Origin of the sequence: Pantoea sp. RSPAM1, from assembly GCF_038816185.1 — a bacterium.
Taxonomy (GTDB): Bacteria; Pseudomonadota; Gammaproteobacteria; order Enterobacterales; family Enterobacteriaceae; genus Pantoea; species Pantoea ananatis.
In genome coordinates, this window is record NZ_CP046137.1 from 605,698 (window position 1) to 630,391 (window position 24,694).

At 54.6% G+C, this 24,694-nt stretch carries 24 protein-coding genes; 8 read left to right on the top strand and 16 right to left on the bottom strand.

Annotated features, from left to right (window positions below):
* Positions 1-16 precede the first annotated feature (16 nt).
* Together GKC68_RS03430 and GKC68_RS03435 are read left to right on the top strand one after the other, a co-directional pair.
* A complete protein-coding gene (locus GKC68_RS03430; protein ID WP_033777858.1) occupies positions 17-1,348 on the top strand; it encodes an amino acid permease in 1,332 nt (443 codons plus the stop codon).
* A gap of 20 nt (positions 1,349-1,368) precedes the next feature.
* Positions 1,369-2,676 carry an L-serine ammonia-lyase, iron-sulfur-dependent, subunit alpha gene (locus GKC68_RS03435; RefSeq protein WP_028721960.1) on the top strand — a complete coding sequence of 436 codons (1,308 nt, stop codon included), beginning with the start codon at positions 1,369-1,371 and terminating at the stop codon, positions 2,674-2,676.
* 35 nt (positions 2,677-2,711) lie between these two features.
* On the opposite strand, the gene GKC68_RS03440 is transcribed toward GKC68_RS03435, so the two are convergent.
* The gene (locus GKC68_RS03440; RefSeq protein ID WP_028721961.1) at positions 2,712-3,686 is read right to left on the bottom strand and encodes a glutathione S-transferase family protein; all 975 of its coding nucleotides are present in this window, start codon (positions 3,684-3,686) and stop codon (positions 2,712-2,714) included.
* A gap of 257 nt (positions 3,687-3,943) precedes the next feature.
* Between GKC68_RS03440 and GKC68_RS03445 the strand changes: the two genes are divergently transcribed.
* The gene (locus GKC68_RS03445; RefSeq protein ID WP_050598361.1) at positions 3,944-4,864 is read left to right on the top strand and encodes a formyltransferase family protein; all 921 of its coding nucleotides are present in this window, start codon (positions 3,944-3,946) and stop codon (positions 4,862-4,864) included.
* A gap of 33 nt (positions 4,865-4,897) precedes the next feature.
* Here the strand turns inward: GKC68_RS03445 and GKC68_RS03450 are convergent, their stop codons facing one another.
* The 11 genes from GKC68_RS03450 to GKC68_RS03500 all read right to left on the bottom strand — a co-directional run bounded on the left by GKC68_RS03450 (position 4,898) and on the right by GKC68_RS03500 (position 12,112).
* Positions 4,898-5,590 (bottom strand): VIT family protein, encoded by a 693-nt coding sequence (locus tag GKC68_RS03450; RefSeq protein ID WP_028721962.1) that lies wholly within the window; start codon positions 5,588-5,590, stop codon positions 4,898-4,900.
* Positions 5,591-5,655: 65 nt separating this feature from the next.
* Complete coding sequence (locus tag GKC68_RS03455) at positions 5,656-6,216, bottom strand: cytochrome b/b6 domain-containing protein (RefSeq protein ID WP_028721963.1); 561 nt, start codon at positions 6,214-6,216, stop codon at positions 5,656-5,658.
* 205 nt (positions 6,217-6,421) lie between these two features.
* Positions 6,422-6,832 (bottom strand): DoxX family protein, encoded by a 411-nt coding sequence (locus tag GKC68_RS03460; RefSeq protein ID WP_028721964.1) that lies wholly within the window; start codon positions 6,830-6,832, stop codon positions 6,422-6,424.
* Between the two features lie 202 nt (positions 6,833-7,034).
* The gene (locus GKC68_RS03465; protein WP_013027333.1) at positions 7,035-7,319 is read right to left on the bottom strand and encodes a YqjK-like family protein; all 285 of its coding nucleotides are present in this window, start codon (positions 7,317-7,319) and stop codon (positions 7,035-7,037) included.
* Positions 7,319-7,714 (bottom strand): phage holin family protein, encoded by a 396-nt coding sequence (locus GKC68_RS03470; RefSeq protein ID WP_013027332.1) that lies wholly within the window; start codon positions 7,712-7,714, stop codon positions 7,319-7,321. The genes GKC68_RS03465 and GKC68_RS03470 overlap by 1 nt, the downstream gene beginning before the upstream one ends.
* Before the next feature lie 2 nt (positions 7,715-7,716).
* A complete protein-coding gene (locus GKC68_RS03475) occupies positions 7,717-8,022 on the bottom strand; it encodes a YqjD family protein (RefSeq protein ID WP_064366611.1) in 306 nt (101 codons plus the stop codon).
* A 35-nt stretch (positions 8,023-8,057) separates the two neighbouring features.
* Positions 8,058-8,432: a DUF1090 domain-containing protein gene (locus GKC68_RS03480; protein WP_013027330.1), complete on the bottom strand. Its 375-nt coding sequence runs from the start codon at positions 8,430-8,432 to the stop codon at positions 8,058-8,060.
* 180 nt (positions 8,433-8,612) lie between these two features.
* Positions 8,613-8,960, bottom strand: coding sequence for an EnvZ/OmpR regulon moderator MzrA (gene mzrA / locus GKC68_RS03485; RefSeq protein WP_342656584.1), 348 nt, complete (start codon positions 8,958-8,960; stop codon positions 8,613-8,615).
* Complete coding sequence (locus GKC68_RS03490; protein WP_014594688.1) at positions 8,957-9,631, bottom strand: DedA family protein; 675 nt, start codon at positions 9,629-9,631, stop codon at positions 8,957-8,959. The genes mzrA and GKC68_RS03490 overlap by 4 nt, the downstream gene beginning before the upstream one ends.
* 312 nt (positions 9,632-9,943) lie before the next feature.
* Positions 9,944-10,720 (bottom strand): transcriptional regulator ExuR, encoded by a 777-nt coding sequence (gene exuR, locus GKC68_RS03495; protein ID WP_342656585.1) that lies wholly within the window; start codon positions 10,718-10,720, stop codon positions 9,944-9,946.
* A gap of 87 nt (positions 10,721-10,807) precedes the next feature.
* Entirely contained in the window at positions 10,808-12,112 is a 1,305-nt protein-coding gene (locus tag GKC68_RS03500) for an MFS transporter (protein WP_028721967.1), read from the bottom strand.
* Between the two features lie 399 nt (positions 12,113-12,511).
* On the opposite strand from GKC68_RS03500, the gene uxaC reads away from it, so the two are divergent.
* Genes uxaC through GKC68_RS03515 form a run of 3 tightly spaced genes read left to right on the top strand, consistent with a single transcriptional unit; the run spans position 12,512 to position 16,871 of the window.
* Positions 12,512-13,927 carry a glucuronate isomerase gene (gene uxaC / locus GKC68_RS03505; RefSeq protein WP_064366614.1) on the top strand — a complete coding sequence of 472 codons (1,416 nt, stop codon included), beginning with the start codon at positions 12,512-12,514 and terminating at the stop codon, positions 13,925-13,927.
* Positions 13,928-13,929: 2 nt separating this feature from the next.
* The gene (locus GKC68_RS03510; protein ID WP_028721969.1) at positions 13,930-15,378 is read left to right on the top strand and encodes a tagaturonate reductase; all 1,449 of its coding nucleotides are present in this window, start codon (positions 13,930-13,932) and stop codon (positions 15,376-15,378) included.
* A gap of 2 nt (positions 15,379-15,380) precedes the next feature.
* Positions 15,381-16,871, top strand: coding sequence for an altronate dehydratase family protein (locus tag GKC68_RS03515; protein ID WP_272844423.1), 1,491 nt, complete (start codon positions 15,381-15,383; stop codon positions 16,869-16,871).
* Positions 16,872-16,925: 54 nt separating this feature from the next.
* Here GKC68_RS03515 and GKC68_RS03520 read toward each other — a convergent pair whose 3' ends face one another.
* Both GKC68_RS03520 and GKC68_RS03525 read right to left on the bottom strand, forming a co-directional pair.
* On the bottom strand, positions 16,926-17,897 hold the full coding sequence (locus GKC68_RS03520; RefSeq protein WP_058706823.1) for a TerC family protein: 972 nt from the start codon (positions 17,895-17,897) through the stop codon (positions 16,926-16,928).
* A gap of 259 nt (positions 17,898-18,156) precedes the next feature.
* Positions 18,157-19,137, bottom strand: a complete 981-nt coding sequence (locus GKC68_RS03525) for a Gfo/Idh/MocA family oxidoreductase (RefSeq protein WP_342656586.1) — start codon at positions 19,135-19,137, stop codon at positions 18,157-18,159.
* A 135-nt stretch (positions 19,138-19,272) separates the two neighbouring features.
* On the opposite strand from GKC68_RS03525, the gene GKC68_RS03530 reads away from it, so the two are divergent.
* Positions 19,273-20,961 carry a chloride channel protein gene (locus GKC68_RS03530; RefSeq protein WP_028721973.1) on the top strand — a complete coding sequence of 563 codons (1,689 nt, stop codon included), beginning with the start codon at positions 19,273-19,275 and terminating at the stop codon, positions 20,959-20,961.
* Here GKC68_RS03530 and GKC68_RS03535 read toward each other — a convergent pair.
* Positions 20,958-21,461, bottom strand: a complete 504-nt coding sequence (locus GKC68_RS03535) for a M48 family metallopeptidase (protein ID WP_028721974.1) — start codon at positions 21,459-21,461, stop codon at positions 20,958-20,960. The genes GKC68_RS03530 and GKC68_RS03535 overlap by 4 nt on opposite strands.
* A gap of 82 nt (positions 21,462-21,543) precedes the next feature.
* Between GKC68_RS03535 and rlmG the strand changes: the two genes are divergently transcribed.
* Complete coding sequence (rlmG, locus tag GKC68_RS03540) at positions 21,544-22,662, top strand: 23S rRNA (guanine(1835)-N(2))-methyltransferase RlmG (RefSeq protein WP_342656587.1); 1,119 nt, start codon at positions 21,544-21,546, stop codon at positions 22,660-22,662.
* On the opposite strand, the gene GKC68_RS03545 is transcribed toward rlmG, so the two are convergent.
* Positions 22,663-24,684, bottom strand: a complete 2,022-nt coding sequence (locus GKC68_RS03545) for an NADPH-dependent 2,4-dienoyl-CoA reductase (RefSeq protein ID WP_342656588.1) — start codon at positions 24,682-24,684, stop codon at positions 22,663-22,665.
* Positions 24,685-24,694 lie beyond the last annotated feature (10 nt).

Sequence of the window (24,694 nt, forward strand, 5' to 3'; positions counted from 1 at the left end):
TTTTAGCGAGCATATTATGAATACTATAAAAAAGAACAGTGCTGAATTAACTGTCTCGCCTGCTGCACAGCGAGCTGGCATGAGTGAGGGCGAGTGGCGGGAAGCCATTAAGTTTGATGGTAACGACACCGGTTGGATTATTATGAGTATAGGTATGGCAATTGGTGCCGGCATTGTGTTTCTACCGGTTCAGGTTGGCCTGATGGGATTATGGGTTTTCCTGCTGTCATCGGTGGTTGGTTATCCGGCGATGTATCTGTTTCAACGTCTGTTTATTAATACCCTTGCAGAATCGCCAGAGTGCAAAGATTATCCGGGCGTGATCGCGGGCTATTTGGGAAAAAACTGGGGCATAGTGCTTGGATTGCTCTATTTTGTCATGCTGGTTATCTGGATGTTTGTCTACTCCACCGCCATAACCAACGACAGCGCCTCTTATCTGCAAACCTTTGGCGTTACCGAAGGATTACTGTCTGATAACCCGCTCTATGGACTGCTGCTGATTTGCGTGTTGGTCGCGATTTCGTCACGGGGCGAGCAGTTGTTGTTTAAGGTTTCCAGCCTGATGGTGCTTACCAAGCTGCTGGTGGTTGCCTTGTTGGGGCTGTCTATCACCGGTATGTGGCAATTGCATAATATTGGCGCGCTGCCGCCACTGGGACTGTTAATAAAAAATGCCATCATCACCTTGCCCTTTACCCTTACGTCAATTCTGTTTATCCAGACGTTAAGTCCTATGGTTATCTCGTATCGCTCCCGCTCAGTCTCCGTTGAGGTTGCCCGCTATAAAGCCCTGCGGGCGATGAATATTGCTTTCACCATTCTGTTTGTCACGGTGTTTTTCTATGCCGTGTCATTTACGCTGGCGATGGGGCACGAAGAAGCTGTCAAAGCTTATGATCAAAATATTTCAGCACTGGCGATTGCCGCCCAGTTTATCAGTGGCGACGGTGCAAACTGGGTCAAAATTGTCAGCGTGGTACTCAATATTTTTGCCGTGGTTACTGCGTTCTTTGGCGTTTATCTGGGCTTTCGTGAAGCCGCTCAAGGCCTGGTGATGAACCTGCTTCGACGCAAACTGCCGGCTGAAAAAATTAATGACAGTCTTGTGCAGCGCGGCATCATGCTGTTGGCCATTATGCTGGCCTGGGGGGCCATTGTGTTAAATGCGCCGGTACTGAGTTTTACCTCAATCTGTAGTCCAATATTTGGCATGATCGGCTGTTTAATTCCAGCCTGGCTGGTCTACAACGTTCCCACACTTCACAAATACAAAGGTGCATCTCTGGTGCTAATTATCATTACCGGGTTGCTACTTTGCCTGTCACCTTTTCTGGCATTTTCTTAAAAATGAAGGAGGTAATAGTGATGTCTGGATCAGTAAGCCGTTCATTATGGCAACCTTTAATTGATGTTGTACGCCAGGAGGTGAAACCCGCGCTTGGCTGTACTGAACCGGTTTCTTTGGCGCTAGCCAGTGCGCTTGCAGCAAGTGAGCTGACTGGAGAGATCACGCATATTGATGCCTGGGTTTCCCCTAATCTGATGAAAAATGGCGCCGGCGTGTCGGTGCCGGGAACCGGTATGGTGGGCCTGCCGATAGCGGCAGCAGCAGGTGCACTGGGGGGTAACCCGCTGGCAGGGTTGAAAGTGCTGGAAGCGATAACGCCCCTGGCAGTAAAGCAGGCAAAAGCGCTGCTGGCTTCAGGTAAAGTCAAGGTGATGCTCCAGCAGCCATGTGACGACATTCTCTATGCCCGGGCTTGCCTTTATGCGGGAGAGCAGTGGGCGAGGGTGACAATTGCAGGCGATCACACGCGCGTGGTTGAGATAGTCAGGCAGGGTAAGGTCTGTCAGGTTCATAACGAGAAGCCTGAAACCCTTCAGGCGGATCCCCGGCGAGTGCTCGACAGGATCACGCTGGCTCAGATCTTCACCGCTATTGAGTCGATTCCCACTGATCAAATCAGCTTTATACTGGAGGCCGCCACCCTTAATGATGCGTTGTCTCAGGAAGGGCTAAAGCGGGAGTGGGGATTACATATCGGAGCAACGCTCGCTCGGCAGCGCGCACGTGGCTTGCTGGCACAAGGTATAGCATCGGATATTGTTATTCGCACCAGTGCCGCATCTGATGCCCGCATGGGCGGTGCAACGTTACCGGCGATGAGCAATTCTGGTTCCGGTAATCAGGGCATTACAGCGACCCTGCCGGTCGTTGTCGTGGCAGAAGCGTTGCACCGGGATAGCGAGAAGCTGGCGCGGGCGCTGATGCTGTCGCATCTTACCGCCATTTACATTCATCATCAGTTTCCTCGCCTTTCCGCACTCTGTGCGGCAACCACCGCGGCGATGGGCGCGGCGGCAGGAATGGCATGGCTGCTCGACGGAAACTATAAGACCATAGCAGGCGCAATAAACAACATGATTGGCGATCTCAGCGGTCTGCTATGTGATGGGGCAGCAAACAGTTGCGCCATGAAGGTTTCCACCAGCGTCAGCAGCGCCTGGAAAGCGGTATTAATGGCGCTGGAGGAGACAGCCGTCACCGGTAATGAAGGGCTGGTCGCTCATGATGTAGAGCACTCCATTGCAAATCTTGGTGCTCTGGCCTGTGGCGCGATGCAACATACAGATCGTCAGCTCATTGAGATCATCATGAACAAACAGGTGTAAACAGTTCCTCACTCTGAATCAGAGTGAGGGCAAAATTAACCACGACCGTGCGGTTCGTCCCAGTCGAATGCGGGGCCGACAGAGATCACCCCGTGCGGGTTAATGGTTTTATGACTGCAGTAGTAGTGATGACGAATATGTGCCAGATTCACGGTCTCGGCAATGCCGGGCATCTGATATATATCCCGCAGGAAACCGCTCAGGTTCAGATAGTCGCTGATACGGTGGCGATCGCATTTAAAATGGGTGACGTAAACCGGATCAAAGCGCACCAGCGTGGTCCATAAGCGTAAATCGGCCTCGGTTAACCTGTCGCCAGTCAGATAGCGGTGCTGACCTAAGATCTGCTCTACCCGCGACAGTGAGTGGAACAGGGCGGTAACGGCTTCATCGTAAGCGGACTGAGAGGTGGCAAAACCGGCTTTGTACACGCCGTTGTTAATGGTGTCGTAAATCCAGCCGTTGAGCGCATCAATTTTCTCACGCAGGTCAGCCGGATAGTAATCTCCCGCCCGCGCCCCGACTGCATCGAACGCGCTGTTAAACATGCGGATAATGTCGGCAGACTCATTACTGACGATGGTGTTTTGCTGTTTGTCCCATAACACCGGCACGGTCACACGCCCGCTGTAGTCGGCATCCGCATGCAGGTAAAGCTGATAAAGAAACGCATTCTGATGCAGCTTGTCTCCGGTTGCGTCCGGGAAGTCCTCATCAAAGGTCCAGCCGTTTTCCAGCATCAGCGGATGCACCACCGAGACATCAATCATGCTGTCCAGACCTTTAAGCTGACGCATCAGCAGGGTGCGGTGCGCCCATGGGCAGGCAAGCGACACATAGAGGTGATAGCGGTCGCGTTCCGCCGTAAATCCGGCTTTGCCGCTCAGTCCTGCGCTACCGTCGGGCGTAACCCAGTTACGCCATGCGGATTCCGAGCGCTTAAAGCGCCCACCGGTTGATTTCGTGTCATACCAGGTGTCATGCCAGACACCATCAATTAGCTGACCCATCTTGTCTCCCGTACAAACGATAAAAAGAATATTTCCGACTTTAACCATAGGCGGTTATGGATAACTTCGACAGCGCACCACGTGCGTTGCCAAACATTTTGCCCATTCGCATAAATGCGCGCTGTACGGCGAACGGGCCAGAGGCGTAATCGGGCTAAGAATGCCTTATCATAGGGCTGTCTACGGCCTGTAACGAACAAGCCGCCCATCACGCCCGTCCCGCAGGATCCGGCGAAAAAAAGATGAAGGAAAGCGGAATGAAAGCGGTACTCTTTGGTTATCACGAAATGGCCTGTACCGGCCTGAAGGCGTTAATGGATGCCGGATTCACGGTTAGTGCCCTGTTTACCCATGCCGATCCCGCGTCCGGCGCGCAGTTTTACGGCTCCGTCGCCCGCCTGGCTGAGCGCTACAACATCCCGGTTTTTATCACCGAGGATGTCAATACCGCCGAATGGCAAACCCGGATAGCCAGCCTTGAGGCAGATTATCTGTTCTGCTTCTCTTACCGTCAGGTTCTCAGCGAAGCCATCCTGTCCTCTGTTAAAAAAGGGGCCTATAACGTGCATGCCGCTTTGCTGCCGGCTTATCGGGGCCGTGCCCATCTCAATTGGGTGATTATTAAAGGCGAGACGCAAACCGGTGTGACCCTGCACCGCATGATTAAACGTCCTGATGCCGGCCCGATTCTGGCGCAGAAGGCCGTTGAAATTCATCCACAGGACAATGCCCTGGCGCTGCATACCCGACTGGTTGCGACCACCGCGCAAATGCTACCGACGTGGCTTGATGCGCTGGTGGCAGGTGAGCTTACCGAAACCCCTCAGGACGAGCGTGCGGCAAGCTGTTTTGGCAGCCGCAAGCCGGAAGATGGCCAAATTCACTGGCAGGCGTCCGCCAGCGATATCCATAATCTTGTTCGGGCGCTGGCGTTTCCCTGGCCCGGCGCTTTTACATTGGCAGACTCACAGCGATTTACCGTCTGGCAAACCCGCGTTATTGATGCCCGTAAAGCCAGCCAGCCAGGTGAAGTTGTTTCAGTTTCACCGCTGGTCATTGGCTGTGGGCAGGGGCAACTTGAAATTCTGCAGGGGCAGTCTGCAGGCGGCGAATCTGTCACGGGCACGACGCTGGCAGGGCAGCTCGGGCTGATTGTCGGGCAGCATCTGGCGCGCTGAGGGGGGCAGTCGCCTCCTTATCCCCTAAGCGCGTCAGCCAAGCGCCATGCCTGAAAGATAGCCGACTGATGCAGACAGCGTCATCGCCAGCAGGCTCCAGAAGCAAATGCGCGTGACGCTTTTTCTGACCGGCGCATCACCGGCTTTGGCCGCCGTCGCGCCCAGAAGCGTCAATGCCATGAGCGCCGAGATCGCAATCGCGGGCAAGGCGAAGGAGCCGGTGATCAGCATGGCAACGGCGAAGGGTAAAATACTGCCTGCGGCAAAACTGACTGCAGAAAACAGAGCGGCCTGAAGGGGTTTGGCACTGCTGAAATCGGTAATGCCCAGCTCATCTCTGGCATGAGCGGCTAACGCATCATGAGCCATCAACTGTTCTGCCACCTGACGAGCCAGCTCGGGCGACAGGCCACGCGCCCTGTATATTGCTGCCAGCTCCACCGTTTCAGCCGCAAAATCGGCCTCGAGTTCGGCTTTCTCCTGCTGCAGAGACGCTTTTTCAGTATCTGACTGCGAGGACACCGAGACGTATTCTCCCGTCGCCATCGACATTGCGCCTCCGACAATACCTGCCAGCCCGGCGAGCAAAACAGTGTGATGACTGCTGCTGGCAGAAACGACACCGGCCAGCAGGCTGGCGGTCGAAACGATGCCATCATTCGCGCCCAATACGGCAGCCCGTAGCCATCCGGCGTGTTCAATTTTATGCGATTCACTATGTAGCATTGGGTCTTCCAGTGATAAGCGATTCGTTTAACAAGGCGGGCGACAGCCTGCCTGCGTGCCCTTTGCTATTTTTCATAGCGGGATAGCAGGATATGAAGCACGCCCATCGCACCATGGCTGTAAAAATAAATCTCTACAAAGGTGGTCAGAAATTTATGCCAGTGCAATACCCTACGCGTCAAATCAGGCGTGGCGAGTGACGTACTGTTAAATAAAAACCATAGCCCACCAGAACAGGCGACGGCGATCAACGCGATAACCCCCAGGCCCTGCACCGTCGCGGCTATGCCACCGCCCTGTGCCTGTGGGAGTTTCAGGCCGGTCAGCTGGACGACATCGTTTCGAATACCCCGAAAATCCAGCGTGAGCCAGGCGAAGTACCAGCGAAAACCTCGCTGAACCAGCATCCAGATGAGCATGATAACGCCCGCAGCGATCAGCAACAGTCCTGAAAGAATATGTAGCCAGGTTATCAGCGTCTCCAGGCTGTGCTCGCCGAGCGCTTCACGTGCGGTGAAATTGGAATTGATGATCTGCGAAAGGATCAGCACGGCGACCAAAATGTGAAGCCGTCGAAAAAAGGGTGCATCGTGATGGGGAAGCCACTGACCATAAGATATTTTCATAGCGTTGCCAAAAAAAGAGGGTCGAAACGCTATATTTCCATGATTAGATTAAGCCGACCTTAAGCACCCTGTGGGTCAGTAACTCTGCGGGATAGGAGGAGATGATCGCTTCAAACCGCCTGGCAAAGGATTTTTATCACAAAACCAAAACGCACCGGCAAGAAGCAACCGGTGCGTTAGAAAATGCGGTGTAGTCAGGCGTCCGTTAGTGCGCCAGAGCGCCCTGAGGTTTTTTGCTGATCAGGCGATCGATACTGTACGCACCCGGACCTACCAGACCTAAAATCAGGAAACCGCCTGCGATAGACAGGTTTTTCATAAACATCAGCTGGTTCACGCCTTCCGCAAAGTTACTGTGAAACAGGAACGCAGTCAGAATCGTAAAGCCAGCGGTGAACAGCGCAGTGAAGCGGGTCAGGAAACCAAACATGATGGCCAGACCGCCGCCAAACTCCAGCAGGATAACCAGTGGCAGCATGAAGCCGGGCACGCCCATCGCTTCCATGTACTGCTGTGTACCCGCGTAACCGGTGATTTTGCCCCAGCCTGCAGTAATAAACAGAATAGTCATCAGGATACGGGCGGCCAACAAACCACTGTCTTCGAATTTTTTCATCATTTACTCCAACGCTATAAGTTTGCAAGGCAGCAACGCCCGCGGTGAATATTCCCTTTGAACGCATGACTGCAATCCATTGGGCTGATAGCTGGAGATGATAGTCGCGGGAAGTGACGGTTGTAAGCGATATAAACTGTCGATGTTGTTCAGTAAAACTGAAAATAGAAAAAGCCAGTCGCACTGGACTGGCTTTGGGGATTCAACGCGGGGGAAGGGCTGATTTAACCATGCGCCAGGTACTCCACAGGCCAAACCCCCGTTTCGCCCAGCGTAACAGGCGGTTAGGACTGCGAATGGAATAGATAGCTAACGCACTGCTGCCAATGGCCAGATAGCGTTTCAGACTTAAAAACGTAAACCAGCCACGATCGTAGGGCGCGGTGATCTCCAGCCAGCTACGCCGCGCGGCACTCAGATCCAGACGTTGCTGCTGAACCTGTTTTAGCAGTTCATCGATACGCGCTTCACGCTCGCGGCGGCTCATTACCGGTTATCCTCAAGCAGATCACGATCGTTCGCCAGTTCCTTGCGCGTATGGCGCAGCAGGGTTGACTGACGTGATTTACGCAGTGTCCATAGCCCAAAGATCAACGCCAGCAAGAACAGCACGCCTGTGGTGATAGCGATAGCCATTAACCGGTACTGCGCATCAACTGCCCAGATAATCAGCACCATCAGGCTCATCAGGCCAAAAGCCGTAAAGAGCATGGTCAGGCCAAGCATCAACAGCATCTGGATGATGTTGGCCTTCTCTTCTTCCAGCTCCACCACCGCAAGACGAACGCGTGTTTCGACCATACCGACCAGCGTGGTGACGATACGCTGACCGATGTTGATGACCCCTTTGGCCGGTCCGTGGTTCTGCTGTGAATCCGTCATGATTAACGACGCGAAATCAGCATACCGATGGCAACGCCGATGGCGGCACCGATACCTACGCCATGCCATGGATTATCACGCACATAGCCATCTGCTTTCTGCGCCGCTTCGCGTGTCGTGGCTGCCAGCCGCTCACCCGATTCACCTAAACGCTCACGAGAGCTGTCCAGCGCAGCGCGCGCTTTATGACGGAGCTTATCCAGTTCACCTTTGGACTTTTCAGCCCCGCTGCTCAGGACTTCTTCCAGCGTATCCGCCAGGTTTTTCAATTCAGCACGCAAATGTTCCGATGATGTGTCTTTAGACATGAAATACTCCTTTAACATCAGTGGGTTGAATCCGATTAATAGGGCTCCGCCTGTAACTTCTTAAGCTCCTGGCGTGCTTCTTCCAGCTTGCGTTCGCGTTTTGCAATCTTGTCCTTGTCATGACCTTCGTCGCGCTCTTCCTTGAGTTCGCGCTCACGCTCAGCCACTTTCTCTTTCTGAGCGTTGATTTTTTCCAGATGCGAGGCTTTAAGCTTTTTATCAGTACATCCTGCGCGGACCTCGGTCAGGGCGCGCTCCAGACCGTTCACACGGCGCTGATTGTTGTGCTTCTGAGCCATCTCAATTTCACGCTGAATGTCCTGCTCTTTTTGCTGACACAGCGACTGTGCCGCCATCAGGGAGCCTGAAAGAGAAAACAGCGTGATTCCCAGTAGTAATGTATGTTTCATTCGGCTTTGTACCTTCCATTGTTGCCTGACTTAATTCAGCGCACTGCAAGAGTCATGCGCTGATAACCCGCCTTAGTTTAAGCATAGACATCAGGTGGAAAAAGTCCAAAGATCACCGGTATACAGAGAAACGCTTAGCACAGCCTGAAAGTGCGCTAAGCGTTTGAGAAGGGCGATGAATTAAGCAAGTGAAAGGTGAGCCGCCTGGTCGTGTTGCGCGACGATAAACCCGTCTGGCAGCAGGCGACGGAGAACTTTCTGCGCGGCGAGGCTCTGCTCTTCGTTGTCAAAATGAATAATCAACGCATCCCCTGAGGGCGTGATGCTTTTGATTCGAATACCCTGAGCGCTCAGTTGCTGATAGAGATAGAAGCCATCGGGCATCGGCGCACCCGCGTGCGAAACGCGAATCTGCACCACGTTTTCATGGCGCATCAGGCTGGGCATCATGCTGATCGCTACCAGTGCAAATGCCCCGCCAATTAACCAGGGAAGCCAGCGTTTAGGAAAAGCGTGAAAAGGTTTCATGAGCCCTCACCACGCTGGTTCGCGCGGCGTTTACGCCACAGCACGATCAGCGAGCCCACCAGCCCAATCACCAGCAACACCAGCGGCAGCATCATCAGAAAAAACATCAGTTCATCTTCGTAGCGGCGGAAGATCGGCGTTTTGCCTAAGGCAAAGCCCAGAACCGTGAGGATGACGACCCACAGAAAGCCACTCATCCAGTTAAAAAACTGGAAACGGGCGTTACTTAAACCGGAAAGGCCCGCAATCGTGGGCAGCAGGGTACGCACGAAAGCAATGAAACGGCCAATGAGCAGTGCCGATAAGCCGTGACGGTGAAACAGATTATGTGCACGCTGATGATAGCGGGCAGGAAGGTGTGACAGCCAGTTTTGCACTGTCGGCGTGTTCCCCAACCAGCGGCCCTGAATATAGCTCACCCAGCAACCCAGGCTGGCGCCGGTGGTGAGGACCAGAATGGTCAGCGGAAAACTCATGGTTCCTTTGGCAATCAGCACGCCCACCAGAATCAGCAGGCTGTCACCGGGCAGGAAAGCGGCAGGCAATAAGCCGTTTTCCAGAAAAAGGATCATGAATAAGACGCCGTAAATTGCCCACACCAGTGTTGGATCGGAAAGCGTTTCATAATCCTGTTGCCACAAGGCATGCAGCAGCGCTTGCAAAATTTCCATCAATCATTCCCGAACATCATCGTTGAACATGTCCCACAGGGACCTCAGCGCAGACTGACATTTTTTATAGATTCTGAGAGCGTAGTCTGAGCAAGCGTTTCTGGATCCTTCCAGAACTGATTGTTAAATCAGCGATTTGATAAGCCCTTATCGCAAAAGGTAAGAAAAGGATGATAACTGTAACAAAAATCAAGCTTCGGAGACAGAACTACTCCTAAACGAACAGGAGTTTTACCCTCTGTATCTCGATGTAAAAAGGAGTTTTACATGTCCTGACACTATTCCAGATTAACTGACTGTTTTTCAGCCGAATTAACGCTGAATCGTATCTGCATCCGGAAGGATAACCGGATTTTCACTGAACATGTAGCGGTCTACATTGAACTCAAAATCGTCGGCGGTGGCGTTAAATAACATCTGCTTAGTATTTTCGAGATGTTGCCACATTGCCAGCTTACTGGCGGCGGGATCTTTGCGGATTAATGCTTTAAGAATCTGATCGTGATCGTCGCACCAGCTTACGATACTGCGCTGATCGATATGCTCATGCAGCTTAAGCCAGTAAGGGTTGTGTAAACGGTGCAGCCACATCTTTTCGACAATCGCGGCCAGGGCGCTGTTTTGCGTCGACTGGGCAATACGAACGTGAAACCTCATATCCCATTCAGAGTCCCTGAAATGGTCCTCCTGACGCGCTTTCTCCTGAATCGCCATTAAATCAACAATATCCTGACGTGTTACCTGGGTTGCTGCGAACTCGGCGACGTTACTTTCAATAAGCTGGCGCGCTTGCAACAGTTCGAACGGGCCAAAGGCGGCAAACTCTAGCTGACTGCTGCTTTCGGCGACGCGGTTTTGCTGCTGGCTGGCAATCACGTGAATGCCCGAGCCTTTGCGCACCTCAACGTAGCCTTCAACCTCCAGCATAATGATGGCTTCGCGCACCACCGTGCGGCTGACTTCCATTTCTTCAGCGATCAGGCGCTCTGCGGGGAGTTTCTCTCCCACCTGGTAAACCCCGTTTTCAATGCGGCGTTTTAACTCGCTGGCCAGCTGTTGATAAAGTCGACGAGATTCAGTGAGGTCCATGAGGCAATCCAAAGTAACGAGCAGATAAGTTGTTATACCACTTTGCGGCAAGAGAAGAAAAGGGCTGGCACGGGCCAGCCCGCAGGATTAGCTACGTATTGGCGCAGCCTGAGAAGGGGAAGGGGCGGTCTGCAGTTCAGAAATGGGTTTATTTTTTAACACTGTCCAGATCACCACGGCACCGAGCAAGTCGAACACGGCCAGAGCGGCAAACAGTGGGCTAAAACCTAAGGTATCGGCCAGCGCGCCGACCACCAGCGCAAACAGGGTGCTGGCTGTCCAGGCTGCCATGCCGGTTAAACCATTAGCGGTCGCCACTTCGTTACGACCAAAGACGTCTGAAGAGAGCGTAATCAATGCGCCAGACAGAGCCTGATGGGCAAAGCCGCCGACACATAACAGGGCGATGGCGACATACGGACTGGTGAACAGACCAATCGTACCCGGGCCTATCATCAGGATGGCGCCCATGGTCACAACCATTTTGCGCGAGACAATCAGACTGACACCGAACCAGCGCTGAAACAGCGGGGACAGGTAGCCGCCCAGAATACAACCAAAGTCAGCAAACAGCATGGGCATCCAGGCAAACAGCGCAATCTCTTTCAGGTTGAAGCCATAAACCTTAAACATGAACAGCGGAATCCAGGCGTTGAACGTGCCCCAGGCCGGTTCAGCCAGGAAGCGTGGCAGCGCAATGCCCCAAAACTGGCGGTTACGCAGAATTTGCAGCGCTGACATTTTTGTCGTGTTGCCCGTCTGGTGCTGAAGTTCCTGTCCTGAAATGATGTAGTGACGTTCTTCATCGCTCAGCTTTTTTTGCTGCTTAGGATGCTTATAGAACACCAGCCAGCACAGCGCCCAAATCATGCTCAGCACGCCAGCGATGATAAACGCCATTTGCCAGCTATGTGCCACAATCGCCCATACCACCAGCGGTGGTGCGATCATCGCACCAATCGATGAGCCGACGTTGAAGTAGCCCACTGCCACAGAACGCTCTTTCGCCGGAAACCATTCGCTACTGGCTTTTAGCCCGGCAGGGATCATCGCGGCTTCTGCGGCGCCCACGGCGCCGCGCGCCAGGGCCAGACCGCCCCAGCTTCCCGCCAGCGCCGTCGCGGCGCAAAAGATAGCCCACAGCACAGCAAATACCGCGTAGCCCACTTTGGTGCCCAGTAGGTCAAGAACGTAACCTGCGACAGGCTGCATGACGGTGTAGCAGGCAGAGTAAGCCGCCACAATATAGGAGTACTGCTGCGTGGTGATATGCAGTTCGGTTTGTAGCGTTGGGGCCGCCACGGCAATCGTGTTACGCGTCAGATAGCCGAGTACCGTACCCAGGGTAACCAGGCCAATCATATACCAGCGTAATCCTTTGATCTTACGCATTCTGTACCTCTTCCAGTTGTTTGCGCGGTCTTACCGCTGTTGTTATCTGGAGCGGGACATCTCGTGATACAGCTCTACTCACGCCCGCCGGCCCTGCACCAGCGACCGTTATCTGCCTTGCCTTGTGTAAGAAAGTTGTTACCTTGCGGTAAAGCGAGAGCCTAACTTGTTATACAACTTTAAAAGTTGAAAGCCATCACAAAAACCCGCAATAGCTTGTGGGATACTGCAAACAGACGAGAACACAGCCAGTTAGCGTGCTGCGGGCGACAATAAGGTCCATATGGGATGTGATCATCTTGCTTAAATGTGACCTGAGTCGTAAAAAAAACTGCGGCCGGTCAAAATTGGTATGATAACTTTGAGCCATTCAGGGTCTATCCCATAAGGAAGCTTTTTATGTCGCGTTTCATGACTGAGGATTTTTTGCTGGACACCGAGTTTGCGCGTCGTCTTTACCACGACTACGCCAAAGACCAGCCCGTCTACGATTACCACTGCCATTTACCGCCACAGCAGATCGCTGAAAACTACCGTTTCGCCAATCTTTACGATATCTGGCTAAAAGGCGATCACTACAAATGGCGTGCGATGCGGGCAAACGGCGTGGCTGAAGCGCTGTGTACCGGTGACGCCAGCGATCGGGATAAATTTAATGCCTGGGCGCGTACCGTACCGCAGACCATTGGCAATCCGCTTTACCACTGGACGCATCTGGAGCTGCGCCGTCCCTTCGGCATTACCGGCGTGCTGCTGTCCGAAAAAACGGCTGATGAGATCTGGCAGCGTTGCAACGATTTACTGGCGCAGGACGATTTCACTGCGCGCGGCATCATGCAGCAGATGAACGTTAAGATGGTCGGGACCACCGACGATCCGCTGGACGATCTGACACATCACCGCGTACTGGCAGAAGACAGCAGCTTCAAGGTGAAGGTGTTGCCAAGCTGGCGTCCGGATAAAGCCTTCAATATTGAAGCCGACACCTTCCTGCCGTGGATTGAAAAACTGGAAAGCCTGACCGATATCAGCGTGCAGCGCTTCGATGACTTACGTCAGGCGCTGGGTAAACGTCTGGATCACTTCGCCGCCCACGGCTGCAAGATTTCTGACCATGCGCTGGACGTCGTATGTTATGCCGATGCTGATGAAACCACGCTGGACAGCATTCTGGCGCATCGTCGCGGTGGCGCAAAGCCGGATGCCCAGGCGATTGCCCAGTTTAAAACCGCGGTGCTGGTATGGCTCGGGGCGGAATATGCTCGTCGCGGGTGGGTGCAGCAGTACCATATTGGCGCGCTGCGCAATACCAACCAACGCCAGTTCCAACTGCTGGGTGCAGATGTAGGCTTTGACTCCATCAACGATCAGCCCGTCGCCGAGCCGCTGGCACGCTTACTCGGCGCGCAAAACCTCAATAACGCCTTGCCTAAAACCGTCCTTTATTGCCTGAACCCGCGTGACAATGAGGTTCTGGCGACCATGGCCGGGAATTTCCAGGGCGAAGGGCAGGCCGGAAAAATGCAGTTTGGGTCCGCCTGGTGGTTTAACGATCAACTGGATGGCATGCAGCGCCAGATGACGCAGCTGGCGCAAATTGGCCTGCTGAGCCGCTTCGTCGGGATGTTAACCGACAGCCGCAGCTTCCTTTCTTATACCCGTCATGAATATTTCCGTCGGCTGCTGTGCCAGATGATTGGCCGCTGGGTCGAACAGGGCGAAGCGCCTGCAGATGAAGCGCTGTTGGGCCAGATGGTACAAAACATTTGCTTCAACAATGCCCGTGACTATTTTGGCATTGAGCTGGGAGCCTGACCATGAAGCGGCTGAACCGCCACGACTTTCCCGGCGCGGTCTACCACGATCGCGTGATTCAGTTCGGTGAAGGTAACTTTCTGCGTGCCTTTATCGACTGGCAACTCGACTGGCTCAATGAACATCAGGGCACAGACGCCGGTGTAGTGGTGGTCAGGCCGCGTAATCGCGACGTCAGCGACAATCTGAATCAGCAGGAGGGGCTGTATACCACCCTGATTCGCGGACTGAATGCGCAAGGCGAACCGGTGAGCGAAAGCCGCCTGATCCGCAGCCTGAACCGTGAGATTCAGCCCTACCAGCAGTTTGACGATTTTATGGCGCTGGCACGTCAGCCCGAGATGCGTTTTGTGTTCTCCAATACCACTGAAGCCGGCATCGCGTTTACCGAAACGGATCGGTTAAGCGATCGGCCTGCATCCAGCTTTCCGGGCAAGCTGACGCAACTGCTGTGGGCGCGTTACCAGCATTTCGACGGAGATAAAGAGAAAGGCTGGCTCATCGTGCCCTGTGAGCTGGTCGATCACAATGGCGATATGCTGCGCACTCTGGTGCTGCGCTATGCCGATCTCTGGCAACTGCCCCAGGCGTTTAAACGCTGGGTTGATACGTGTTGTGCGTTCTATAACACGCTGGTGGATCGCATTGTAACCGGCTTCCCGTCAGAGAGCGCCACGCTTGAAACCCAACTGGGCTATCAGGATCGCTTTCTGGTAGCCGGTGAAGTTTATTATCAATTTGTTCTTCAGGGGCCAGCTGCGCTGTTTGACGAACTAAAGTTTGCCGCACTGGCGCCGCATGTCCGCCACGTTGACGATATCGCCCCGTACAAAGCGCAAAAAGTCGCGATTCTGAACGGCGCTCACACGGCCATGGTGCCTGTTGCGTATCTGGCGGGGCTGGAAACCGTGGGTGAGGCGATGAACGATAAGCAAATCGCCGCGTACGTGGATGCGCTGCTGCGCAAAGAGATAATTCCCACGCTGGATCTGCCAGCCGATGAGCTTAACGCTTTTGCCGACGCGGTGTTGCGCCGCTTCCGCAATCCGTTTATTCGCCATGCACTGCTCTCCATCGCCCTGAACGGCATGACCAAGTTCCGTACGCGCTTGCTACAACCTTTGCTGATGTCGCATGAAAAAACGGGACAGTGGCCACAGCACCTGACGTTTGCGCTGGCAGCCTTGATTGCGTTTTATCGCGGGGAATCGGCGGATAAAAGTTGGCCTCTGCAGGATGAGCCGCACTGGCTGGAACGCTACTCAAAGGACTGGGCCGCCGTGTCGACGGAGCAGCTTTCTCTTTTCGCGCTGGTCGGTCGCGTGTTAAGCGATGCTCAGCACTGGGGACAAGATTTAACGCAGCAACCGGGCCTGGTCGAAACGGTCAGCCAGCACCTGCAACGCATCCTCGCGCACGGTATGCGTGACGCGCTGAGCCAACGGAGATAACAATGCAAGACGCCATAAAAATTCATCCGCAGGACAATGTTGCCGTGGCGTTGCATGATATGAAAGCCGACACCACGATTGAACTCGCCGCCCAGCCCGTCACGCTGCTTCAGGACGTGGGACGGGGGCACAAGTTTGCCTTGCGCGCCATCGGCAAGGACGAGTTGATCATAAAATATGGGTTGCCGATTGCGCATGCGACTCAGGCCGTTGGGGCAGGGGAACTGATTCATTCCCACAATGCCCGCACCAATCTCAGCGACCTGGATCACTACGAATATCAGCCCGAACAGATTGCGTCAGCCACTCAGCCAGGCGACCGTGAGGTACAACTTTACCGTCGTGCCAATGGCGATGTCGGCATTCGCAACGAGCTGTGGATCTTACCCACCGTCGGCTGCGTGAATGGCATTGCGCGACAGATTTTGCAGCGTTTTCTTAAGGAGACGCAGGATGCTGCCGGTACAGACGGCGCTTTTCTGTTTAGTCACACCTTTGGCTGTTCGCAGTTAGGGCAGGATCATGACAACACCCGCACCATGCTACAAAACATGGTGCGTCATCCCAATGCCGGGGCGGTATTAGTGATAGGCCTGGGCTGTGAGAACAACCAGGTGGATGTGTTTCGTGAAACCCTGGGCGCGTTTGAAAGCGATCGCGTTGAGTTTATGGTGTGCCAGCAGCACGACGATGAAGTGGAAGCCGGACTGGAACGGCTACACGCACTCTATGAAAAAATGCGTCACGACCGCCGTTCACCGGGCACACTCAGCGAGCTTAAGTTTGGTCTGGAATGTGGCGGGTCTGATGGATTTTCGGGCATTACGGCCAATCCGCTGCTGGGGCGCTTCTCCGATCAGATGATCGCCAACGGTGGGACAACGGTGCTGACGGAAGTACCGGAAATGTTTGGGGCCGAACGTATTCTAATGGGCCGTTGCCGGGATCGGGCCACCTTCGACAAAACCGTGTCGATGATTAACGACTTCAAACAGTACTTTATCGATCATCATCAGCCCATCTATGAAAACCCGTCACCGGGTAATAAAGCAGGCGGTATCACCACGCTGGAAGAGAAGTCACTCGGCTGTACACAAAAGGCGGGGCAAAGTCAGGTGGTGGACGTACTCAGGTATGGCGAACGTCTGACAACGCCGGGCCTTAACCTGCTCAGCGCGCCGGGGAACGATGCGGTGGCGACCAGTGCGCTGGCCGGTGCGGGCTGCCATATGGTGCTGTTCAGCACCGGGCGCGGCACGCCGTACGGCGGATTTGTCCCTACGGTCAAGCTGGCCACCAACACGCCGCTGGCCGAAAAGAAACCGCACTGGATTGATTTCAACGCCGGAAGGCTGGTCGAAGGCATGAGCATGGACGCGCTGTTAGCTGACTTTGTTGATACCATTGTGGCGATTGCCAATGGGCAGTTAACCAACAATGAAAAGAATGATTTTCGCGAACTGGCTATTTTTAAAAGCGGCGTGACGCTGTAAACGCAAGGGCGGCATGTCTGCCGCCCTCTTTCACTGTGTTTCCTTACCCTGCCGTTAAGGCTTAGTCAGCTTCTTCTTATCGTTCTTGTGATTCACCCAGGCGTTAATCATCAGGGTTGAGGCAAGAATCGCACCCACGATGCCCAGCGATATCGCCACCGGGATATGGTAAATATCGACAATCAGCATCTTGATACCGATAAACACCAACACGACAGCCAGGCCGTATTTCAGCATTGAGAAGCGTTCCGCGACGTTAGACAGCAGGAAGTACATGGCGCGCAGGCCCAGAATCGCAAACAGGTTGGAGGTCAGAACGATAAAGGGATCGGTGGTGACGGCAAAGATGGCCGGGATACTGTCGACGGCAAAGATCACATCACTTAATTCGACCATGATCAGTACCAGCAGCAGCGGTGTCGCAAACAGTACGCCGTTTTTACGGGTAAAGAATTTCTCCCCTTCCAGCGTGTCGGTCATGCGCAGGTGTTTACGCAACCAACGCACCACCGGTTTGTCACCCACCGCCGCATCATCCTCTTTCGCCATCGCCATTTTGATACCGGTAAACAGCAGGAAGGCACCGAAGATATACAGGATCCAGCTAAACTGCGTGACCAGCCAGCTACCCGCGAAGATCATGATGGTGCGCAGCACGATAGCGCCCAGCACACCGTAGATCAGCACTCGACGTTGCAGGTTGGCAGGAACAGAGAAGTAGCTGAACAGCATCAGCCAGACGAAAACGTTATCGACCGCGAGGGATTTTTCCAGCACGTAGCCGGTCAGGAAAGCCAGCGTCTGACTGGTGGCGACTTCACGTCCGGCGGTGCCTTCCAGATACCACCAAAATGCGGCACTGAAGAGGAGCGAGACGGAAACCCAAATCAGCGACCAGACCGCAGCCTGTTTAAAGGACATGGTTTGCGAACCACGACGACCCTGTAAGAACAGGTCAATCGCCAGCATGATAACTACTACAACCGCAAAACTGCCCCAGAGGAGTGGCGTACCTACAGTTTGCATAATCGTATCCTGTCTGAAAATAAAAAAACGGCTGAAGTCAGAAGACGTCAGCCGCTTATTCAGTGTAAGCAAACCTCGCCTTCCGGCAAGGTCTCACTTACAACTCAGGAATTGATTCTGGGTTGCCTGATGACCGGATGCGTGCGCAACGTAGTGACGATCAATCAGCTTACAAGTTACTCCCCTTTGCAAGCGGGTAAGTTACGTGGCTGGCGCTCAGGAATCAATCATTGCCAGTCATATTTTGAAATATTTACATTCAGGATGCATCGGCCGGAAAAACGACACCCGTCTGACGTCGGATCTCGGTGAGTAATCCGGCCACGCAACGGGAAACCGCCAGCGCCGGATGGCTGACGTGGCGCTGTTCAACCAGCCGCACAAAGGTCTCTGCTTCATACAACATGCTGTTGATATGCTGCGGCTGGGTTAACTCTTGTTTATCCCCTTCACGCGGGATAAAGGTCACTGACTGGCACTCAGCGATGCGGTTTATCACCAGCGATCCCGCTTCACCCTGAATTTCACTGGCCAGCATGGAGTCACTGACCTTGGAGTGCACAATCGTGACATCAAACTCACCATAATTGAGGATCACCGTGCCGTGGGCATCGACGCCGCTTTCCAGCAGGGTGGCGGAGGCGTTAACCTGCTGCGGCTCGCCCCATAGCGTGACGGCCAGCGCCAGGCAATAGTAACCGATATCCATGATGGAGCCGTTGGACCAGCGGGGATTGAAAGTATTGGGCCGCTCGCCATTCAGGTAACGCGGATAACGAGAGGAATACTGGCAATAGTTCAGCAGCGCTTTGCGCAGTGTGCCTGTCTTTGCCAGCCCCTGTTGCAGTTGAATAAAGTTCGGTAAGCTGGCGGTTTTAAAGGCTTCAAACAGCACGACCTGATGCCGCAAGGCGCAGGCGATCATCGCTTCTGCTTCCTGCAGATTCGAGGCCAGCGGCTTTTCGCAAATCACGTGTTTACCCTGCGACATAAACAGCATGGCCTGCTGACAGTGCAGGGCGTTGGGGCTGGCGATATACACGGCATCGATGTCAGGATGGGTGGCCATGGCCTCCAGCGACGTAAAAAGCTGGTCGCAGGGATAATCATGACGGAATGCCTCTGCCTGCTGCAGAGTGCGTGAATAGACGGCACAGAGCGTCATCTTGCCGGTTTCATGTGCCGCTTCAATAAACTGACGCGTAATCCAGTTGGTTCCCACAATGGCAAAGCGAATCACAGTTAGCCTCCTGCACAGATAAAAACGCAGAGTAGCATCTGAAACCGGGCAGGCAACGCCAGACATTGATCCTGAGATCTCCATTCCAATAATATGTCTCGATAACGCACGTTAAGTACAAGACGGGGAGCGCAGGTGAAAGGAAGTAAACATGCACTAAACTGGACCACATTGCTTATTGCCATCCCGGTTGGCTGTGCGGCGTCGTTAGTTACCTTGTTATTCCGTGAAACGATCGCGTTTATCAATCAGTTGCTGTTTAGCCGCAGCAGCGACATCACTGAATCTATCCACCTCTGGCCCATGATTTTCTGGCCGGTTCTGGTCGGTGTGGGCGGCCTGCTGGCCGGTTTCTTTCTGCGCTACGCCGTCGCGATCGAGCAGCAGCAAACCGTCAAAACGGACTACCTTGAAGTTATTAACGCGCGCCTTGATGCTGTCCCCACCAAAACCTCGCTTTTCCGGGCACTGTCGTCGATAGCCAGTATCGGCAGCGGCGCGTCAATCGGTAAAGAAGGCCCAATGGTTCAGCTTGCCGCCCTGTGCGGCAGCATCATTGGGCGGGTGTTGCCCGGCGCGTTGCAGTTAAAAAACAGTGACGTCGTCGCCATGGCCGCCGCCGCGGGTCTTTCGTCGGTTTATCATGCGCCGCTGGCGTCGGCTATCTTCGTAGCGGAAATTGCGTTTGGCATGTCGGCTTTACAACGGCTGATTCCGCTGGTGGTATCGTCCTCTGTGGCGGTTATGACCATGTGGACGTTAGGTTTTCGTAATGCGCTGTATCCGCTGGCTGATGTCAGCTTCACGATGAATAGTTACAGCCTGCTGATTACCATCCTGATCGGGTTACTGTCTGGCCTGGCCGGCTTACTCCTTATTCGACTGATTGCGCGCGCTAAAACGCTGTTCAGTCGGGTCAAATCCTTACCGTTGCGCCTTGGGACAGGGGGATTTGCCGTGGGCCTGCTGGCGCTGATTTCAACCGATATCCTCGGGAATGGCTACGAGGTGATTGTGAAGGTAATGGCGGGGCATTATCTGCTGTCCGGGTTACTGCTGCTACTGGTGTTAAAAACCCTGGCGACCACGCTTTCCGTGGGGTCCAATGCGGTGGGCGGGCTGTTTACGCCGTCCCTGCTCATTGGCGCGCTGCTGGGCATGGTCATTGCGCTCGGCGGCGTGGCGCTGCATCTTCCGCTAGATAACGTTTTGCTGTTCGCCGCCGTAGGCATGGCTGCGGTGCTGGCTGCCGTGAGTCAGGCTCCCCTGATGGCAATGCTGATGGTGCTGGAAATGACGCTCAACAGTAGCTTGCTGTTCCCGGTCATGATTGCCTCTGTGCTGGCAACCATGGTGGTTTATCGCCTGCAAATGGCAAGTACCTATCCGGTCGTGACTCACCACTTCAACCGCTCTGAAGCCAAATATGACTTCGATAATATGCGCATCAGCGAGCTGATTATTCCGGGCGCGGCGCTCCAGCCTGAAGCGTCGGTGGGCGAAGCGCTGGCGGTGAGTTCGCTTAAGCGCGAACGCTATGTTTATGTGATCAACGCGGAAGGTGCATTTTTGGGCGTGGTCTCGATTCATGAGATATCGCGCAGGGTGCTGGCACAGGAGATTAATCTGGACTCGCCGGTGCAGTGCGTGATGGATAAGGACTTCCCTGTCGCCTATCAGAATCAAAGCCTACGGGAAGGGTGGGAAGCCTTTGCGGCCGTGACGCTGGAGCGCCTGCCGGTGCTGAATAACCCTCAGGAGCGCCGTTTCCTGGGGGCGCTCACCAAAACCAGCCTGATTCAGCAAGCGCAGCAGTTTCTCTAAGCTACGTTGCCCCGCATCGCCTGTTCCGTCATCCACAGGCGCGCATCGAATTCGAGCTGGTGGTAGTCCGGCTCCATATGGCAGCACAGTTGATAGAACGCCTTGTCGTGGTTTTTCTCTTTCAGGTGTGCCAGCTCATGCACCACGATCATGCGTAAAAAGGGTTCAGGCGCCTGGCGGAAAAACGTCGAAATACGGATCTCGGCTTTGGCCTTCAGGTTGCCGCCCTGCACGCGGGAGATGGCGGTGTGCAAACCCAGCGCATGCTTCATCACCTTAATCTTGTTGTCCCATATCACCTTATTGATCGGTGGCGCATTACGCATATAGCGGTTTTTCAGCGTCAGCGTGAAGTCATACAGCGCCTTATCACTCATCTTGTCGTGCATTTCAGGATAGCGCTGTTGCAGCACCGGGCCTAAACGCTGGCGATCGATAAGGGTCTGCACCTGCTCAAGGATAGACTCAGGATAACCCTGAAGATAGATAAGTGAGGACATTAGAGATTCCCGGCGAAAGACAGTATACTGCGCCCCCTTTTTGAGGCGAAAATCAACCAAAGTGTACCACGCCGGAGAATTCATGAGCCAACTTGAACTGAACGATCGCGCACTAACCCTGCATCGTTTCCCGCAGATGCGTGACGAGAGTCCGTTACAAGCCTGGGATGCCGCTGATGAATATCTGTTGCAGCAAAGCCTGCCATCGGGTCCGGCGTTGATTTTTAACGACAGTTTCGGGGCGTTAACCTGCGCGCTGCATTCGCGTCCGGTGTGGCATATTAGTGATTCCTGGCTGAGCCAGCAGGCAACGCGGCAGAACCTGCGTCTGAATGCGCTGGATGACAGCGACGTCCATTTCCTCGACAGCCTCTCTGACTTACCGGCGGCGCCCGCACTGGTGTTGATTAAAGTTCCTAAAACGCTGGCCCTGCTGGAGCAGCAACTGCGTGCGGTGCGTCAGGTGATTACCCCGGAAACCGTGGTGCTGGCGGCGGGGCGTGCGAAAGAGATTCATACTTCCACGCTGCAACTGTTTGAACAGATCATTGGTGAAACCAAAACCTCGCTGGCCGTAAAAAAAGCACGGGTGATATACAGTCAGTTCACCCAACCTGCGCTGCGTGAAAAAGCACCAACGCAGGTCTGGCCGCTGGACGGAACGCCTTACGAGATTCACAACCATGCCAACGTGTTTTCCCGATCTTCTCTGGATATCGGGGCGCGCTTGTTTATGCAGCATCTGCCGGAAAATATTGAGGGCGAAATCGTCGATCTGGGCTGTGGCAATGGCGTTATCGGGCTGATGACGCTGGCGCAGAATCCTGAGGCAGAGGTGCATTTCCTTGATGAGTCTTATATGGCAGTGGCCTCCAGCCGGTTAAACGTTGAGGTCAACCGCCCAGACGATCTGTCGCGCTGCCAGTTCCGGGTCAACAACGTGCTCAGTGGCTATCCATCCGATACCTTGCATGCTGTGCTCTGTAATCCACCCTTCCACCAGCAGCACGCGGTCACCGACCACCTGGCCTGGCAGATGTTCCGCGATGCGAAACGCTGCCTGCAATATGGTGGAGAACTGCGTATCGTTGGCAACCGCCACCTTGATTATCACCACAAGCTGAAAAAGCTGTTTGGTAACTGCACGCTGGTGGCCTCCAACAAAAAATTTGTGGTGCTGCGCGCCGTAAAAATGCGTTAACTACATCGTTAACGCCAGTGCGGTGGCCTGGGCGATCGCCCGACGGGCATCCAGCTCTTGCGCCACATCGGCTCCGCCAATTATCTGTACCGGTTTGCCGTTTGCCCGCAACGCCGCTTCCAGTTCGCGTTGCGGCTCCTGACCGGCGCAGATAATCACATTATCAACCGGCAGCACAAGCGGTTCGCCGTCGCGTTTGATATGTAGCCCTTCATCATCAATCGCCAGATACGTAATCCCGCCCCACATTTCAACGCCGCGAGACTGCAGGCTGCTGCGGTGGATCCAGCCAGTGGTTTTCGCCAGCGTTGCGCCGGGCTTGCCCGCCTTACGTTGAAGCAGCCAGATTTGGCGCGGGGATCGCAGCGGCGTGGGGGCGATCAGACCGCCGCGCTGCGTCAGGCTGTGATCGATGCCCCATTCACGATAAAAGTCGTCCACCGTTTCAGTCTGGTGCGGTTGAGAAAGGTATTCTGCCGTATCAAACCCGATCCCGCCTGCGCCAATGATCGCCACGCGTGGCCCAACCGGACGTTTATCCGCCAGCACCGCCAGATAGCTCAGCACGCTGGGATGATTGATACCGGGGATCTCTGGCGTGCGGGGTTTAATGCCGGTTGCCAGGATAACCTCATCGACGTCAGCCAGCATAGCGGCGCTGACCCGGCAGCCTGTTTTAATGACCACGCCTGCCGCAGGTAAACGATGACGAAAATAGCGCAGGGTTTCGCTGAACTCTTCTTTGCCAGGGATCTGACGGGCGATATTGAACTGCCCGCCGATGTCTGGCGCGGCATCATAAAGTGTTACCTGATGCCCCCGTTCTGCCGCCTGCAACGCAAACGCCATGCCCGCCGGTCCGGCGCCGACCACGGCCAGCCGTTTAGCTGCGCGCGTCGGCGTCACGGGCATCAGGGATTCATGGCAGGCGCGGGGGTTAACCAGGCAGGAGGTCACATGACCGGCAAAAATCTGGTCCAGACAGGCCTGATTACAGGCGATACAGGTGTTGATGCTGTTGTCATCCCCCCGCTGCGCCTTGCTGACAAAGGCAGCATCGGCCAGAAAAGGTCGGGCCATCGAAACCATGTCTGCACAGCCATCCTGTAATAGCTGTTCGGCCACCTGTGGGTGGTTGATTCGGTTAGTCGCCACCACCGGCACCGCGACGTGCTGACGCAAACGGCGCGTAACCCAGGCAAAGGCGGCGCGGGGTACGCAGGTGGCAATGGTGGGAATTCGCGCCTCATGCCAGCCGATGCCGGTATTAAACAGCGTCACGCCGCAGCGTTCCAGCTCGCTGGCCAGCTGCAGCGTCTCTTCTAACGTGCTGCCGTGGTGAATTAAATCCAGCATCGACAGCCGGAAGATAATAATAAAGCGCTCGCCAGTGGCCGCGCGAACCGCACGAGTAATTGCCAGAGCAAATTGCATGCGCCCGCTAAAATCACCGCCCCAGCGGTCATGGCGCTGGTTGGTATGCTTTACCAGAAACTGGTTAATCAGATAGCCTTCGGAACCCATGATTTCCACACCATCGTAGCCCGCCTTCTGGGCGAGCCGGGCACAGTGGGCGAAATCGGCAATGGTCTGTTCAATCTCGGCATCGCTCAGTTCACGCGGAGTAAAGCGATTGATGGGGGCCTGTATTGCAGAGGGGGCAACCAGATCGCGCTGAAAGCTGTAGCGACCGGTGTGCAATATCTGCAGGGCGATTTTCCCGTCATGCTGATGCACCGCGGCAGTAATTTGTCGGTGCCAGTCGCACTGTGATTCCTCGTTCAGCATCGCGCCGTGTTCGGCGGTCACGCCCTGGGGATTCGGTGACACGCCGCCTGTGACGATCAGGGCCACGCCTTCCCGCGCCCGCTCGCCATAGAATGCCGCAAGCCTGGCCGCACCCTCCTCACGCTCCTCAAGGCCGGTGTGCATTGACCCCATCAGAAAACGGTTTCTGAGCTGAGTAAAGCCCAGATCGAGCGGGGTGAATAAAGCAGGATAGTGGGAGGACAGCGCTGTCATAATCACTCAC

Bases quoted from the DNA above. Each gene is read 5' to 3' on its own strand.
- GKC68_RS03520 (WP_058706823.1), bottom strand. From the start codon at position 17,897: ATGCAAACTGTAGGTACGCCACTCCTCTGGGGCAGTTTTGCGGTTGTA.
- GKC68_RS03510 (WP_028721969.1), top strand. From the start codon at position 13,930: ATGAAGCGGCTGAACCGCCACGACTTTCCCGGCGCGGTCTACCACGAT.
- GKC68_RS03480 (WP_013027330.1), bottom strand. From the start codon at position 8,432: ATGAAACATACATTACTACTGGGAATCACGCTGTTTTCTCTTTCAGGC.
- GKC68_RS03430 (WP_033777858.1), top strand. From the start codon at position 17: ATGAATACTATAAAAAAGAACAGTGCTGAATTAACTGTCTCGCCTGCT.
- GKC68_RS03470 (WP_013027332.1), bottom strand. From the start codon at position 7,714: ATGACGGATTCACAGCAGAACCACGGACCGGCCAAAGGGGTCATCAAC.
- GKC68_RS03440 (WP_028721961.1), bottom strand. From the start codon at position 3,686: ATGGGTCAGCTAATTGATGGTGTCTGGCATGACACCTGGTATGACACG.
- GKC68_RS03455 (WP_028721963.1), bottom strand. From the start codon at position 6,216: ATGAAAATATCTTATGGTCAGTGGCTTCCCCATCACGATGCACCCTTT.
- GKC68_RS03535 (WP_028721974.1), bottom strand. From the start codon at position 21,461: ATGTCCTCACTTATCTATCTTCAGGGTTATCCTGAGTCTATCCTTGAG.
- GKC68_RS03460 (WP_028721964.1), bottom strand. From the start codon at position 6,832: ATGAAAAAATTCGAAGACAGTGGTTTGTTGGCCGCCCGTATCCTGATG.
- GKC68_RS03515 (WP_272844423.1), top strand. From the start codon at position 15,381: ATGCAAGACGCCATAAAAATTCATCCGCAGGACAATGTTGCCGTGGCG.
- GKC68_RS03450 (WP_028721962.1), bottom strand. From the start codon at position 5,590: ATGCTACATAGTGAATCGCATAAAATTGAACACGCCGGATGGCTACGG.
- uxaC (WP_064366614.1), top strand. From the start codon at position 12,512: ATGTCGCGTTTCATGACTGAGGATTTTTTGCTGGACACCGAGTTTGCG.
- mzrA (WP_342656584.1), bottom strand. From the start codon at position 8,960: ATGAAACCTTTTCACGCTTTTCCTAAACGCTGGCTTCCCTGGTTAATT.
- GKC68_RS03445 (WP_050598361.1), top strand. From the start codon at position 3,944: ATGAAAGCGGTACTCTTTGGTTATCACGAAATGGCCTGTACCGGCCTG.
- GKC68_RS03465 (WP_013027333.1), bottom strand. From the start codon at position 7,319: ATGAGCCGCCGCGAGCGTGAAGCGCGTATCGATGAACTGCTAAAACAG.
- GKC68_RS03500 (WP_028721967.1), bottom strand. From the start codon at position 12,112: ATGCGTAAGATCAAAGGATTACGCTGGTATATGATTGGCCTGGTTACC.
- exuR (WP_342656585.1), bottom strand. From the start codon at position 10,720: ATGGACCTCACTGAATCTCGTCGACTTTATCAACAGCTGGCCAGCGAG.
- GKC68_RS03490 (WP_014594688.1), bottom strand. From the start codon at position 9,631: ATGGAAATTTTGCAAGCGCTGCTGCATGCCTTGTGGCAACAGGATTAT.
- rlmG (WP_342656587.1), top strand. From the start codon at position 21,544: ATGAGCCAACTTGAACTGAACGATCGCGCACTAACCCTGCATCGTTTC.
- GKC68_RS03475 (WP_064366611.1), bottom strand. From the start codon at position 8,022: ATGTCTAAAGACACATCATCGGAACATTTGCGTGCTGAATTGAAAAAC.
- GKC68_RS03545 (WP_342656588.1), bottom strand. From the start codon at position 24,684: ATGACAGCGCTGTCCTCCCACTATCCTGCTTTATTCACCCCGCTCGAT.
- GKC68_RS03435 (WP_028721960.1), top strand. From the start codon at position 1,369: ATGTCTGGATCAGTAAGCCGTTCATTATGGCAACCTTTAATTGATGTT.